The sequence below is a fragment of the Streptococcus danieliae genome, from assembly GCF_009767945.1.
In the GTDB taxonomy this organism is placed as follows: Bacteria; Bacillota; Bacilli; order Lactobacillales; family Streptococcaceae; genus Streptococcus; species Streptococcus danieliae.
Genome location: NZ_WSRS01000046.1, coordinates 1 through 14,534, shown reverse-complemented (window position 1 = coordinate 14,534; position 14,534 = coordinate 1). Strand labels below are relative to the sequence as shown.

Sequence of the window (14,534 nt, the reverse complement as noted above, 5' to 3'; positions counted from 1 at the left end):
TCATTTTTATGAAATTGATGATGAGGAGTCAGGATCCTGACATTATTTTCAAAAAGAATAAGCAACGGGAATGATTCCCAAAGGTTCCCTGTTGACGAGCACCATAATTTAGTGTAGAATAATCATTGTTGCGGCGGTATAGCCAAGTGGTAAGGCACGGCTCTGCAAAAGCTTGATCGTCGGTTCAAATCCGTCTACCGCCTTTTTTATCCCTGTTTAACAGGATTTAACCGAGTGAAAAGCCCGAGAAATCGGGCTTTTTTGATTTTTGAATGGGATAAATGCGGATAAAAGCTAGAAATATTTCGGACGATTTGGGAACTGAAAATAGTAAAAACCACTCCATAATCGGAGTGGTCAATGTTAGACAATCAGTTCTCTAACATATTTCTACGCTCTTCAATGAGCTGAGTTAGCTCAGCTAGGTCTTCGAGGGTGGCCAAATTTTTGACAAAGCTTCTAGCGGTTGAACGCTTATTGATATAGGCCTTCCTCTCTTTGTTAGCATCGTCCCATTTTTTATTGGCTCGCTTTTGCGATTCTGATACTGCCATAATACTATCCTACTTAAAAAGATACCAAAGGATTACCAAAAATAGAATCCAGCCTACCAAAGCCTTCCAGTCAAACTTATGACGTTCAACTTTAAAATATACTTTCATTCCCATGATTTTTTTGTTATGATAAGCATAACCCCCGAAGGGGCGAGTGGGTTAATCCCACTCAATGTTAATTGTTAAGGGCACCTCTAAAAACTAAATTTCTGAAAATCTAAATGTTGATTTATCAAGGTTTGAGTGATTAAATTTGAAGAAAAACTGGGGTTTTTAGAGGTCCCCTTAAGCTAAAGATAAGAATGTTAAGTCGGATTTTCAAACTTATCTTTGGCTTTTTTTCTATGCTTTGCCATAACTTCCTCCTTTCTACAATTATATACGCTTTAGCGTTTATTTCAAGAGGGAATTTAGAAAAAATATCCCTTGGAAGCAAAAAACACTCCTCTGAAGAGGAGTTATTCTAAATTAAATATATTAGAATATGGATACAAATCTAATTGTTCAATTGACGCTATATTCATAAATAATTTTTGAAATTCCATTCCTGGTGCAAAAGGATGAAGCTCATCAAATCCCCGGTGTTCATAAAACTCAGAAGCTTCCGTCAAAGCTTCCAAATAAATACCTCTTATTGGAACTAAACAATTCATCGTCAGCGCTATCCTAAGAACTGAGGCGAGCAACCTTGATCCATATTTGTTATTCTGATAGTCTTTTTGGATAGCTAACAGGTCTAGACTTAGAACAGGATAGCGCTCCAAGGGATGCTCTTTTTGTATCAAGCTAGTAGTTCCTAAAGAGAATGCGATTACTCCAAACAAATCTCCAAGTGAGTTTACTAACCCCAAAACTCTTCGATCGTCATACTCTCTATTAAAAAGCCTTTCCACTTCATTGTTAATTTTCGATACACCACAATCAAAATTCACTGAATCTATTGGCCCTATCCAAGAATACAAATCTACTAATTTTAAGTTATCTTCCACCAGTTAAGAATGTCTCCTCGACTTTTATCTTCATCGCTTCAGCAAATTTGTTTATCACAGACTGACTTGGTTTGTCAGTGTTATTCAGAACAGATAGAACTCTTTGTCTGTCTCGGTCATTATTCACAATGATATCCATATTACGTTTAATAACACCCATTCTAACATACCTCCCAGCCTAATTACTCTTTTATTAGTAACCAAAGTCTATCACAAAATTTTACAAATATCTACAAAATTTTACACTTTTTACGCGAAAACAGCCCCCGGGATCTGAAACACGGTTTGGTAATCATACCCAGCAAAATCGGGGAATCTCGATTTCTTAAAGAAGACAATTGTTGGTTTTGAATAAGTTGCAAGACTGGCAAGACTCGCCTCAACATTCAAAACCGTATCTCTTATTTTCTTTGTCCAACCCTGTACCCAACAATCAAAATCCATCCCATACACTTTCCTCGTCTTTACACGAATCTCATCCCCAATCCTGAAAGACCGCTGTTGAGCCATTAAATCCAGCGCTTTTTCATTCCCTATCCCTTTTGCTTATTTATTCGCACTTTTCCTTTCAAAAAATCGAATAAAAAAGAAAAAGGCAAAGGAGCTACCGATGAAGAAAAAGCTACTCACCCTACTCCTACTCTTTGTTAGTGCACTGTTAGCACTACCTGTTCTGGCCGAAGCTCGGAAGGAGGTTGGTCCTCAGGAGGCCCACAGTTATCCCTTTCATCTGACCCAGGCCTTGATTGCTAGATCGAAGGCAGGACAGAGCGTGCGAGGGACGGGTACCTATCTTGGGAAGGGAATCTTGCTTACTGCCGCCCACAATCTCACAGATGAGCAAGGACGGCTACTGGCTGGACAGACAGTTCGGTCCTACAATGCTCAGGGGACTGAGGTTTTCCACACGGGTGCTACGGCCAATCCCTACCACCTTCCTGCTGGCTACCGGGGCTACGAGGATTTACGTAAGGATCTGGGGTTGATTAAGGTTGCATCCAGTTTAGGGCTTCCCGTGGGGCAGCAGGAGTTAAAATTAGCGGTCTATACCCAGGCTCAGAAGCTGGTAGGGAAAAGGGTCTCCAGTATGGGTTTTTCAAGTCTAACGCGGCCACCCTATACCCAGGCTAGTGGTCAGGTGCTGGCGGTGGAGACAGATGGCACACTGACGGTAGATTTGGAACTAGTTGAGGAGAACTCGGGTTCACCTGTGTTTCTGGATGGGGAGATTATCGGGATTGTCACAGCGGTAACAGAAGAATGCCGGGGGCAAAGTAGTTGTTCCCGGGCCACCATTACACCTCTGACTCCAGAACTGAAAAAGGAGCTGTTGGATCCCGCCGGAATCCAGGCTCGCTTGATAGACTAATGAAAAGTCCCCTGCGCGTGTGCGCAAGGGACTTTTCAGCTGGTTCAGTGGCCTAGGTAGGCAGTGTCGACGGTTCGGAGGCCGTCTATGTGGAGGCTGAGATTGTCCTTGATGGGACCGCCCAGCGGATCGAGGATAAAGTCGATGCCTTCTCGTCGTGCCAGTTTGGCGGCGGGGACGAAGTCACTATCACCGGCGATGAGGATGATGCGGTCGACTTGTTGTTTATAGGCCAGGGAGCAGATGTCCAAACCGATGCGGATGTCCGTCCCCTTTTGCTGGAGGTTGAGGCGGAAGTCCATTTCCTTGAGGTCATCCACGGTGCGCTGGCCGGATAGGAGAGCCTGCAGAGCTTCTTCTCGCAGCGTGTAGCGGGGACTACTTTCCGATAGTTCTCCCATGCGGAGGGCTATCCGGCGTTTGTGGCTCAGCTCCATAAAAAATTCCTGGGTCCAGCGGAGGGTGTCACTTTTACTGTAGTCCACAACCCGAGTCCCGAAGGGATTTAGCAGGCTCGCGGTCAAGGGGGGACAGTCATAATAAAAGATGCGGTAGAGGTCGTGGCGGACTTCAGCCTGATAACAGGATTCCTTCAAATGTCGGCTACAGTACTTATACAGCCGCTGGGCTGATTGGGCTGGCTCCTCTGAACCGTAGGCCAGATTGGTCCGCTTACGGTAATAGCCACCGTCTACTAAAATTGCTGTTTTCATAAAACTCCTTTTCCTGCCTGGAAAAGAGACCTAGCCCTTTTCCCCAACAGACCTTATAAAATCTGAGAGTTACCCTCTCATCTTTTTATTCGAAAAAAATTTAAAAAAACTCAACGAGTCTGATTCGACTCGCTGAGTTGTTAATATTCCATAAAACGGCCCAGGGTGTGGACATTGTCCGCAATGGTCACAAAGGCTTCAGGATCGGTTTCCCGCATGATCCACTTGAATTCGTGGTACTCTGCGCGCGTGATGATGGTAATCAAGACCGCCTTGCGCTCATGCTTATAGGCGCCCTCGGCATCATTCAAGATGGTCACCCCGCGCTCCAAAGCGGTATGGATGCCCTTGATGACCCGCTCTGGATAGCTGGTCACAATCATGGCCTGCATTTTTCGTTGCTTGGTAAAAACCAAATCGGTCACCCGCGTGGAAACAAAGAGGGTTACTAAGGAATAAAATGCATAGGGCCAGCCAAAGGAGAGCCCGGCCATGAGAATAATCACCCCGTTGAGGGCCAGCGACAAGTTGCCGACCTGCCGACCCGTCCGCTTGCGGATAGTCAGAATCACAACATCCATCCCGCCACTAGAGATATTGGCCCGCAGGGCCAAACCAATCCCCAAGCCCATCAGAGCACCCCCAAAGAGGGCATTGATCATCGGATCAGGGGTCAAGGTCACTTCTGGAATCCACTCCATAAAAAGAGTGGAAAAGCTGACCGTGATAAAGGTGAAAATTGTAAACTTAGGCCCGATCTGGCGCCAGGCTAGCACCATCAAGGGAATATTGATGGCGTAATAAATCGCGGCCAGGGGCAGGTTCAGCCCCCCATAAATAGCCAGCTTCACCTGAATAATCTGGGCCAAACCAGTAGCTCCAGACGAGTAGACATGCCCGGGCTGGTAGAAAAAATTGATAGCCAGGGCTGACAAAATACCGTAGAGCACTGCAGCCGATAACTTCTCATCATACTTTTCCCGGGAAATGCTCTGTAGGAGCTTGATAAAGTGGAAACGCCGACCTAGTTCATCCAACCAGGCCCGAAAAGCACGGTAATATTTATTCCTTTTCATCCTCTTGAACCCGTAGACTCAGCTCTTCCAATTGGCTCAAAGCCACTGGACTCGGAGCCTGAGTCATAGGATCGGTGGCCTTGTTGTTTTTCGGAAAGGCGATAACTTCCCGAATATTGTCTTGGCCAGCGAGCAGCATTACAAAGCGGTCCAAACCGATGGCCAAGCCGCCATGTGGTGGGAAGCCGTAATCCATAGCTTCGAGCAGGAAGCCAAATTGTTCTGCTGCTTCTTCTTGACTGAAGCCAAGAGCCTTAAACATCCGTTCTTGTAGGTCTCGCTGGTTAATCCGAAGGCTTCCGCCACCCAATTCATAACCGTTCAAGACAATATCGTAGGCAATGGCCTTAACCTTGCTGAGGTCGCCTTCCAACTCGGAAGCCGTATCCATTTGTGGCAGGGTAAACGGATGGTGGGCACTCATGTAGCGGCCTTCTTCTTCAGACCACTCAAACATTGGCCAGTCTACGATCCAGAGGAAGTCGAAGCGGCTCTCGTCGATAAGACCCAGCTCTTTTCCTAAACGCACGCGCAACGCCCCAAGAGTTGCATTGGCCACTTCCAATTCATCCGCAACAAAGAGCACCAAGTCCTGCTCGCCCAACTGGAGGCGGGCCACCAACTGCTCTTCGTGGCTGGTCAAGAATTTGGCAACCGGCCCTGTCAGAGCACCGTCTAGGTATTTGACCCAAGCCAAGCCCTTAGCGCCATATTGCTTGGCAATCTCGGTCAACTTATCGATATCCTTACGGGAATACTGGTCAGCAGCACCACGCACCACAATGGCCTTAACAGCTGGAGCTTGGGAGAAGACCTTGAATTCTACATCGGCAACCAACTCGGTCAAGTCTTCCAAAAGCATGTCAAAGCGGGTATCTGGCTTATCAACCCCGTAGAGTCGCATGGCTTCATCGTATTTCATCCGTGGGAAGGGTAGGCTAACCTCAATGCCTTTGGTATCCTTCATTACCTTGGCAATCATGCCTTCCACCAAGTCTTGAATTTCTTGTTCGGATAGGAAAGAGGTCTCCAAGTCCACCTGGGTAAATTCTGGCTGGCGGTCGCCCCGCAAGTCTTCATCCCGGAAACACTTCACAATTTGATAGTAGCGGTCAAATCCGGCATTCATCAAGAGCTGCTTGGTGATTTGCGGACTTTGAGGGAGGGCATAGAAGTGCCCCTCATGCACCCGGCTTGGCACCAAGTAGTCCCGAGCTCCTTCTGGTGTAGACCTAGCCAAGAAAGGCGTCTCCACATCAATAAATTCTTGCCCATCCAGGTAATTCCGGATGCTGTGGGTTACCTGAGCCCGTAGTTTAAAGTTGGCCAACATCTCCGGACGGCGTAAATCCAAGTAACGGTAACGCAAGCGGGTATCGTCATTAACTTCAATGCCATCCTTGATTTCAAATGGTGTTGTTTTAGCCGTGTTTAAGATGGTCAACTGCTCCACCTGCATCTCCACTTGCCCGGTTGGCAATTGGTCATTGGCCTGCTCCCGAGCCAGAATCTTCCCGGTCGCCTCAATCACATACTCGGACCGCAAGCTCTCAGCCGCCTGCATAACCGCCGCATCCACTAATTCAGGATTGATCACCAACTGCATCAACCCTTCCCGGTCGCGCAGGTCAATAAAGATCAAACCACCCAAATCCCGACGACGACCAACCCAACCTTTTAGGGTCAGCGTCTGACCAATTTGCTCCGAGCGCACGCGCCCCGCATACATCGAACGTTCCATCAACCTATTCCTCTTTCTTTGTTTGTCTTACTTCGTGTAAAATTTCAATCGCTGTACCCGTTATAAAGTAGGCCAGTCCAGCCAAAAAGCCGAAGATCAGGGCCAGGTAGCGGTAAAAGAAATCCCCCCGGGCCAAATAACAGATACAACCAATCACCAAGCCAATCACAAGGGCCTGAATCGCAGCTCCCAGCAACTTCTTCATGACCTAGCTCTCCAAAATCGGTGCCAACAAGCTCACCGCATCCGCCTCTAGCTCTGCCAGGCTGACTTCCAGCTGTTCCCGCGTCTGGTTGTTCTTCACCACGACCTGACCCGAAGCTAATTCTGATTCCCCTAGGGTAATCAAAGCCTTGGCTGCGAACTGATCCGCCGCCTTGAACTGGGCCTTGAGCTTACGGTTGAGGTACTCCCGCTCCACGGTTAAACCTTGACGACGGAGGGACTGCACCAACAGCGTTGCTGCTTGGTTAACTTCCGCACCCAGGGTCGCCACATAGACATCTAAGGCTGGCAAGCCCGGTAGCTCCACACCCTGTGCCTCTAGCAGCAACAAGAGCCGCTCAACACCGAGTCCGAATCCAAAAGCAGCCGTTTCTGGACCACCAAAGTAGGTCACCAGGCCATCATAACGACCACCGGCGCAGACCGTCAAATCAGCCCCCTTAACCTCTGTGATAAATTCAAAAATGGTATGGTTGTAGTAATCCAGCCCCCGCACCATCCGCGGATCCATCACATAGTCAATCCTCAGGGCATCCAACAGGCTACGCACCTGATCCAGATGCGCCTGGCTTTCCTCATCCAGGTAATCCAAGATCGACGGAGCTCCCTCCACCAAGGCTTGATCCGCCTTTTCCTTGGAGTCCAAAACCCGCAAAGGATTCTCCTCCAAGCGGCGTTGACTATCCGCTGATAGGGACTCCTTATGCGGTAGGAGATAGTCAATGAGGGCTTGCCGATAAGTGGCCCGCACTTGCGGTGTTCCCAAGCTGTTAAGATGCAGACGAATGCCTGTCAAGCCCAGCTCTCTGAAAAAATCGGCCGCCATGGCAATCACTTCAACATCGGTCGCCGGATTACTAGACCCGAAAGCCTCGACCCCAATCTGGTGGAACTCCCGCAAACGACCCGCTTGCGGCCGCTCATAGCGGAACATAGAGCCCATGTAGAAGAGCTTCACCGGCTTTTGCACCTCCGGCGCAAACAACTTATTCTCCACATAGGAACGCACCACCGGCGCTGTCCCTTCTGGACGCAGGGTAATATGACGATCGCCCTTATCATAGAAATCATACATTTCTTTGCTGACAATATCTGTCGTATCACCGACCGACCGACTAATCACCTCGTAGTGCTCGAAGTGAGGAGTCCGAATCTCCTCAAAGCGGTAGCGTCCGAAAATTTCCCGAGCCCGCGCTTCCACAAACTGCCATTTACGCGATTCACCCGGTAAAATGTCCTGGGTTCCCTTTGGTTTCTGTAGTTTCATAACGTTCCTTTTCCTTTAGTTACATTAGAACAATTTTAGCACAATTCCCCCCTCTACGAAAGCTCTAGCTCAAAGTTCAGCACGCTGCTTTTAAGAAAAAACAAAAACGAACCATAGATGCAAAGTTCACTAAATTTATTCGGAAAATTATCGCCTGCACTTCTCTTTTTTTGTTACAATGGAAACAGTAAAAAGATAGGAGATTACCATGGAAAAAAAGGCTGTTTACAAGTATCTACTGAGGGCATCGTTGCTGCTAGCACCGCTTGCTTTAGCCAGTAGCCTACCCCAAGAAACGATCGCTGCCGACGAACAAAGCCCCGCAACAGAGGCACTAACGGCAAACACCCCGCAAGAAAGCGCAGAACGTTCGGATTTGACTCAAGCTCCTACTGAAAGTTCCGAAGCCCTCCCGACCTCTGAGACCAGCCCAAGTGCGGAACCAGCCACGACAGCCCTAGCTGAGGTCCGTCAAGGGGAAAAAGGCCAAGAGTTTACCGTTCAAGGCAAGGTCATCAGTGAGGTCAATGCCTGGGGTGGAAACGGCTTCTACATCCAGGACGAGGCAGGTACCGGAGTCTACGTTTATCCCGGTAAGAAACAAGAAGTCAGCCGTGGCGACAGTGTCCAATTCAAGGGCAACTTGGGCGATTTCAACGGTGAATTCCAACTCACCAAGGTTGCAGACCTGACCAAAGTAGCAGACATCCCCGTCCCTGCCCCAACTGTTACCACTATTGAGGGCCTGACTGATCAACTCCAATCCACCCTGGTCACCCTCAAAGATGTCACCGTTGGTGCCATTTCCAGCGACAACAAGGGCAATTCTAGCTTTAACCTGACGGACATCACTGGCCAACAAGTAGCCGTCCGCGTTGATGCCCGCACCGGCATCAGCAACAGCCTTTTAAACAATCTGATTTCCGAAAACGACACCATCCACATCACTGCGATTTTGTCGACCTACCGTGGTAAAAACCAACTCAAACCCTTCCTTGAAAACCAGTTTGAAATCGTTAAAAAGGGAACTGCCGCACCGCCTGCGGAAACCATCGTCACCGTTGGTGAGATCCAAGGGGAAGGTCATGTCTCCCCACTAGAAGGCCAAACCGTTACCGTGCAAAATGTTGTGGTAACCTATGTCGCCAACAAAAACCATTTCTATATCCAGGACCTCAACCCTGACAAGAACCCTAAAACCTCTGACGGCATCAATGTCTACCTCCCCAACCATACCGTAGCCCTCGGGGATACCCTCACCATCACCGGAAAAGTTGTGGAATACCTAGGCTCTGGTTACAACGAAAAAGACCAAACCGATCTAACCACCACCCAGTTGGCTGCAACAAAGGTCGTCAAAGAGGGCACTGCAGCTGTCCCTGCCCCAGTCATCCTGGGAAGCGACCGCCTAGCTCCAACAAAAATCGTGGAAGACGACGCCTTCAGCTCCTTTGATCCAGACACAGACGGCCTTGATTTCTGGGAGTCCCTTGAAGGCATGGTCGTCGGCATTGACAATGCCAAGGTACTTGGCCCACAGGCCAACAAGGAAGTCTATGTGGTCCCAGGCAATTACACCGGCCCGATGAACAAGGTAGGCGGTTTAACCTTGGAGGCCGACAACCCCCATCCCGAAAAAATCGCTGTCCTTTTTGACAAAAACCTCATCACCAAAACAGGTGATTCCTTCCAAGGACGTATTTATGGACCAATCTCCTACGGCTACACCAACTACAAACTCCTAGCCAAAGTCGCCGACTCACCAAAGGTCACCGACGGTGGGGTACAACCAGAGGCCACCAGTATTGTCAAAGACCCAGAGAAACTCAGCATTGCTTCTTATAATATTGAAAACTTCTCAGCCAACAACAAAACCACCGACAATGCCAAGGTTAAACGCATCGCAACCTCCTTTGTAGAGGACCTCAAATCGCCGGACATCATCACCCTGATTGAAGTCCAGGACAACAACGGAAGCACCGATGACGGCACTGTCGATGCCAGCCAAAGCGCCCGCCGCCTCATTGAAGCCATCAAGACCCAAGGCGGACCCGAATACCGCTACATCGACATCGACCCTGAAAACAACAAAGACGGCGGAGCACCCGGCTCCAACATCCGCACCGGCTTCCTCTACAATCCGGAGCGCGTGAGCCTGGCTGACAAACCCAAAGGCGACGCCCACACACCAGCTACTTGGGAAAACGGAGCGCTGACACACAGCATCGCCCGCATCGAACCAACCCACCAAGCCTGGACAAACTCCCGCAAACCGGTCATCGCCGAATTCCAATTCCAAGGCCAAACCGTCAACGTCATCGCCGTCCACCTCAACTCCAAACGCGGAGACAACGGCTACTTCGGCAAAGTCCAACCCGTCACCTTCAAATCCGAAGACCAGCGCCACCAAATGGCCACCCTCATCAACCAGTTCATCGCCCAAGGAATGAACCAAAACCCTGACCTCAAGGTTGCCATGCTGGGAGACTTCAACGACTTCGAATTCAGCAAAACCATGGAGCTCATCTCAGGCGACATCCTGTCCAACCTAGTCAGCCGCCATGACAAGGACGACCGCTTCTCCTACTTCTACCAAGGAAACAACCAGTCCCTCGACAACATCGTCCTCTCCAACAACCTCCTCGACCGCTACGAGTTCGACATGATCCACGTCAACTCCATCTTCATGAAAGAACACGGCCGCGCCTCCGACCACGACCCACTCCTGGTCCAACTCGACCTCAAACCAAAAGAAACCGTCACACCAGAAACGGAAAAACCACAACCAGAGATGGAAGAGCCTAAGACTGAAGAACAACCGGTAAATCCTGAGGTTAAGGAGCCAGAAAACGAAACTCAAACTCCGGACACTGAGGCCGAAGAGCCTAAGACTGAGGAGCAACCAGTTACTCCTGAAGTCAAGGAACCGGAAGTCGAAAAACCTAGTGAGGAAATAGTAAATCCTCAGCCAGAAACCGAAGAACCTGAGACTGAGGAGCAACCAGCTACTCCTGAAGTCAAAGAACCGGAAAACGAAAAACCTAGTGAGGAAACAGTAAATCCTCAGCCAGAGACGGAAGAACCTAAGACTGAAGAACAGCCTGCTACTCCTGAGGTTAAGGAGCCAGAAGTCGAAACTTCGGACACTAAAATCGAAGAACCTGAGACTGAGGAGCAACCTGCTACTCCTGAAGTCAAAGAACCGGAAACTGAAAAGCCAAGTGAGGAGACAGTGAAGCCTCAGCCGGAGACGGAAGAGCTTAAGACCGAGGAGCAACCTGTTACTCCTGAAGTCAAGGAACCGGAAAACGAAAAACCAAGTGAAGAAGTAGTAAATCCTCAGCCAGAAACCGAAGAACCTAAGACTGAGGAGCAACCTGCTACTCCTGAAGTCAAGGAACCGGAAACCAAAAAACCAGGCGAGGAGACAGTAAAACCTCAGCCAGAGAAGGAAGAGCCTAAGACTGAAGAACAGCCTGGGAAGCCTGAGGTTAAGGAACCAGAAACCGAAAAACCAAGTGAGGAAACAGTAAAACCTCAGCCAGAAGCTGAAGAGCCTAAGACCGAGGAACAACCAGCTACTCCTGAAGTCAAGGAACCGGAAACCGAAAAACCAAGTGAGGAAACAGTAAATCCTCAACCAGAAACGGAAGAGCCTAAAACTGAAGAACAGCCTACGACTCCTGAGGTTACGGAGCCAGAAAACGAAAAACCAGGCGAGGAAGATGTGAAACCTCAGCCAGAAGCTGAAGAGCCTAAGACTGAAGAACAGCCTGGGAAGCCTGAGGTTAAGGAACCAGAAACCGAAAAACCAAGTGAGGAAACAGTAAAACCTCAGCCAGAAACGGAAGAGCCTAAGACTGAAGAACAGCCTGGGATTCCTGAAGTCAAGGAATCGGAAACCGAAAAACCAGGCGAGGAGACAGTAAAACCTCAGCCTGAGACGGAAGAACCTAAGACTGAGGAGCAACCTGCTACTCCTGAAGTCAAGGAACCGGAAACCGAAAAACCAGGCGAGGAGACAGTGAAGCCTCAGCCTGAGACGGAAGAACCTAAGACTGAAGAGCAACCTGTTACTCCTGAAGTCAAAGAACCGCAAGCTGAAAAGCCAAGTGAGGAGACAGTAAAACCTCAGCCTGAGACGGAAGAGCCTGGGACTGAGGAGCAACCAGCTACTCCTGAAGTCAAAGAACCGCAAGCTGAAAAGCCAAGTGAGGAGACAGTGAAGCCTCAGCCAGAAGCTGAAGAGCCTAAGACCGAGGAGCAACCAGCCACTCCTGAAGTCAAGGAACCGGAAACCGAAAAACCTAGCGAAGAGAAGGTGCAACCGCAACCAGAGACGGAAAAGCCTAAAACTGAAGAACAGCCTATGATTCCTGAGGTTAAGGAGCCGGAAGTTGAAAAACCTAGCGAGGAGACAGTAAAACCTCAGCCAGAGACTGAAGAGCCTAAGACTGAAGAACAGCCTGGGATTCCTGAGGTTAAGGAACCGGAAGTCGAAAAACCAGGCGAGGAAGATGTGAAGCCTCAGCCAGAAGCTGAAGGGCCTAAAACTGAAGAACAGCCTATGATTCCTGAGGTTAAGGAGCCAGAAAACGAAACTCAAACTCCTAACACGGAAACTGAAGCTCCTAAGACTGAAAAACAACCGGTAACGCCGGAAGTTAAGAAACCTGAGGCTACAAAACCTAGTGGAGAAGCTGTAAAATCAGCTAACCCTCAAATCGAAGCACAACCAAAGGTTAAAGAGAAACTCGTTTCTTCTCAAGTTTCAAACCTTCCGACAGACCAAAAGGCTTCTGCTAAAGTAAAAGCAGCGACAGGAGTTCAGCCACAACTAGCTACAGATGCAGGGCAAAAAGAATTGCCAAAAACCGGGGACAGCTCTCAAACAGCAGCTGTCGCTGCAGGCGTGAGTGCCACTCTTGCCTTACTCATGACCGTCAAATCCCGTCGTCGGAAACAAGATTAGGATTTTTATAGTTTTTAACTAAGAAAGTATTTTTGAAACACAGGAGTAGGATTTAGCGCCTCGCACTCTTACCGTTCGGCTGGAAAGGTTGGAACAACCTTTTTTAGCCGAACTTTTTTTAAAAAAAGTTGTCAAGTAACTTTACTTTACAATTCATTTGTGTTATTCTTTTAAAGTTGACGAATCGTCAAAGAATATTCTATTGGAGGAAACAAAAAAATGGCAGTACCTGCACGTCGCACATCAAAAGCGAAGAAAAACAAACGTCGTACACACTACAAATTGACAGCACCATCTGTTCAATTCGACGCTACAACTGGTGACTACTCACGTTCACACCGTGTATCTCTTAAAGGATACTACAAAGGACGTAAAATCGCTAAAGCTCAAGCAGCTAAATAAGAATAGAAGGGAGCACTCATGCGCGTAAATATCACACTTGAACATAAAGAATCTGGTGAACGCTTGTACCTAACTTCTAAAAACAAACGTAACACACCAGACCGTCTTCAATTGAAAAAATACTCACCAAAATTGCGTAAACACGTTGTATTTACTGAGGTAAAATAAGCATTTCAAAAAAGTCCTAGAATTCCTAGGACTTTTTGCTTTACACTTTTTTCTGTAACTATGGTATAATTAATACATAAAAAGAGCTGGACGGCAATCCAGCTCAAAGTAGAACCGTTTAAGACGGTGACTCGTTAAACAGATTTAATCCGTCCTACTCGTCAAAGTAAAGGGACGGATTATTTTTTGTCTCCATCTTTGAAGATTAGATGGCAGAGACCGATCAACTCAATGCTAAAACTAGCAAAGAAAAAGATGGTCTGCACAACTTCAAAGGCGGTCAAAAAGCACTCCTCCTTCCTGTCAGATTTTGATGAATTACCCATAGGCATCACCTCTCCTTCAGAATCAGGAGCCACCGTCTTCACTTTTCTACAAGATTTATTCTAGCATATTCGTTACTAAAAATCATGGATGAACCGGGCATCTAACGGTATTAGAATCCAAAGAACTCCCTAGAACTTGGCCTTCCATTTTCACCTTTAACAGCAAATGTGTTATAATCGAAATATAAAAAGAGCTGGATTGCAGGCCAGCTCCAATGTAGAACCGTTTAAGACGGTGACTCGTTTATTAGCTAAAGAGAATAGCCGTTACTAGCCAAAGTATTGACGGCTATTTCTTTTTGTTTCCATCTTTGAAGATTAGATAGCAGAGACCGATCAACTCAATGCTAAAACTAGCAAAGAAAAGAATAATCTGCACCACTTCAAAAGCGGTCAAAAAGCGCTCCTCCTTCCTGTCAGATTTTGATGAATTACCCATAGGCATCACCTCTCCTTCAGAATCAGAAGCCACCGTCTTCACTTTTCTACAAGATCTATTCTAGCATATTCGTTACTAAAAATCGTGGATGAACCGGACACTCAGTTGTACTATAGTAGAATGAAACAGAAACCGCACACTTTGTGCTATACTATTTTTATGGCATATTCAGTAGATTTTCGTAAAAAAGTTCTTTCATATTGTGAGAATATTGGCAGTATTTCTGAAGCAGCAACTGTTTTCCAAATTTCTCGTACTACCATTTATCAATGGATTAAATTAAAAGAGAAAAC

At 47.7% G+C, this 14,534-nt stretch carries 14 protein-coding genes and 1 tRNA gene; 6 read left to right on the top strand and 9 right to left on the bottom strand.

The genetic code is table 11. The annotated features are described in order from the left end of the window. Positions 1 to 132: 132 nt before the first annotated feature. A tRNA-Cys gene (locus E5983_RS05840) sits at positions 133 to 203 on the top strand. 168 nt (positions 204 to 371) lie between these two features. Here E5983_RS05840 and E5983_RS05835 read toward each other — a convergent pair. Both E5983_RS05835 and E5983_RS05830 read right to left on the bottom strand, forming a co-directional pair. Next, positions 372 to 554 carry a hypothetical protein gene (locus E5983_RS05835; protein ID WP_160332954.1) on the bottom strand — a complete coding sequence of 61 codons (183 nt, stop codon included), beginning with the start codon at positions 552 to 554 and terminating at the stop codon, positions 372 to 374. A gap of 458 nt (positions 555 to 1,012) precedes the next feature. Further along, a complete protein-coding gene (locus E5983_RS05830) occupies positions 1,013 to 1,543 on the bottom strand; it encodes a GNAT family N-acetyltransferase (RefSeq protein WP_160332953.1) in 531 nt (176 codons plus the stop codon). A gap of 610 nt (positions 1,544 to 2,153) precedes the next feature. On the opposite strand from E5983_RS05830, the gene E5983_RS05825 reads away from it, so the two are divergent. Next, complete coding sequence (locus tag E5983_RS05825) at positions 2,154 to 2,912, top strand: trypsin-like serine peptidase (protein ID WP_160332952.1); 759 nt, start codon at positions 2,154 to 2,156, stop codon at positions 2,910 to 2,912. Positions 2,913 to 2,956: 44 nt separating this feature from the next. Here the strand turns inward: E5983_RS05825 and E5983_RS05820 are convergent, their stop codons facing one another. From E5983_RS05820 to hisS, 5 genes are all read right to left on the bottom strand, one after another. Beyond that, complete coding sequence (locus tag E5983_RS05820; RefSeq protein WP_160332951.1) at positions 2,957 to 3,625, bottom strand: NYN domain-containing protein; 669 nt, start codon at positions 3,623 to 3,625, stop codon at positions 2,957 to 2,959. Between the two features lie 140 nt (positions 3,626 to 3,765). After that, positions 3,766 to 4,701, bottom strand: a complete 936-nt coding sequence (locus E5983_RS05815; RefSeq protein ID WP_160332950.1) for a YitT family protein — start codon at positions 4,699 to 4,701, stop codon at positions 3,766 to 3,768. Continuing rightward, positions 4,688 to 6,442: an aspartate--tRNA ligase gene (gene aspS / locus E5983_RS05810; protein ID WP_160332949.1), complete on the bottom strand. Its 1,755-nt coding sequence runs from the start codon at positions 6,440 to 6,442 to the stop codon at positions 4,688 to 4,690. The genes E5983_RS05815 and aspS overlap by 14 nt, the downstream gene beginning before the upstream one ends. A gap of 4 nt (positions 6,443 to 6,446) precedes the next feature. After that, entirely contained in the window at positions 6,447 to 6,647 is a 201-nt protein-coding gene (locus E5983_RS05805) for a hypothetical protein (protein WP_160332948.1), read from the bottom strand. A 3-nt stretch (positions 6,648 to 6,650) separates the two neighbouring features. Further along, positions 6,651 to 7,934 carry a histidine--tRNA ligase gene (gene hisS / locus E5983_RS05800; RefSeq protein WP_160332947.1) on the bottom strand — a complete coding sequence of 428 codons (1,284 nt, stop codon included), beginning with the start codon at positions 7,932 to 7,934 and terminating at the stop codon, positions 6,651 to 6,653. 208 nt (positions 7,935 to 8,142) lie between these two features. Between hisS and E5983_RS05795 the strand changes: the two genes are divergently transcribed. The 3 genes from E5983_RS05795 (at position 8,143) to rpmG (ending at position 13,476) form a co-directional block, all read left to right on the top strand. Then, positions 8,143 to 12,906, top strand: coding sequence for an endonuclease/exonuclease/phosphatase family protein (locus tag E5983_RS05795; protein WP_160332946.1), 4,764 nt, complete (start codon positions 8,143 to 8,145; stop codon positions 12,904 to 12,906). A gap of 219 nt (positions 12,907 to 13,125) precedes the next feature. Beyond that, entirely contained in the window at positions 13,126 to 13,308 is a 183-nt protein-coding gene (rpmF, locus tag E5983_RS05790) for a 50S ribosomal protein L32 (protein WP_160332945.1), read from the top strand. 18 nt (positions 13,309 to 13,326) lie between these two features. Beyond that, positions 13,327 to 13,476 (top strand): 50S ribosomal protein L33, encoded by a 150-nt coding sequence (rpmG, locus tag E5983_RS05785; protein ID WP_001265622.1) that lies wholly within the window; start codon positions 13,327 to 13,329, stop codon positions 13,474 to 13,476. Between the two features lie 179 nt (positions 13,477 to 13,655). Here the strand turns inward: rpmG and E5983_RS10265 are convergent, their stop codons facing one another. Both E5983_RS10265 and E5983_RS05780 read right to left on the bottom strand, forming a co-directional pair. After that, a complete protein-coding gene (locus E5983_RS10265; protein WP_447449591.1) occupies positions 13,656 to 13,760 on the bottom strand; it encodes a putative holin-like toxin in 105 nt (34 codons plus the stop codon). Positions 13,761 to 14,091: 331 nt separating this feature from the next. Then, the gene (locus tag E5983_RS05780) at positions 14,092 to 14,241 is read right to left on the bottom strand and encodes a hypothetical protein (protein ID WP_237397587.1); all 150 of its coding nucleotides are present in this window, start codon (positions 14,239 to 14,241) and stop codon (positions 14,092 to 14,094) included. Positions 14,242 to 14,400: 159 nt separating this feature from the next. On the opposite strand from E5983_RS05780, the gene E5983_RS05775 reads away from it, so the two are divergent. Next, positions 14,401 to 14,534: IS630 transposase-related protein (locus E5983_RS05775; RefSeq protein WP_160332943.1), on the top strand; the 134-nt coding region annotated here is incomplete at its 3' end.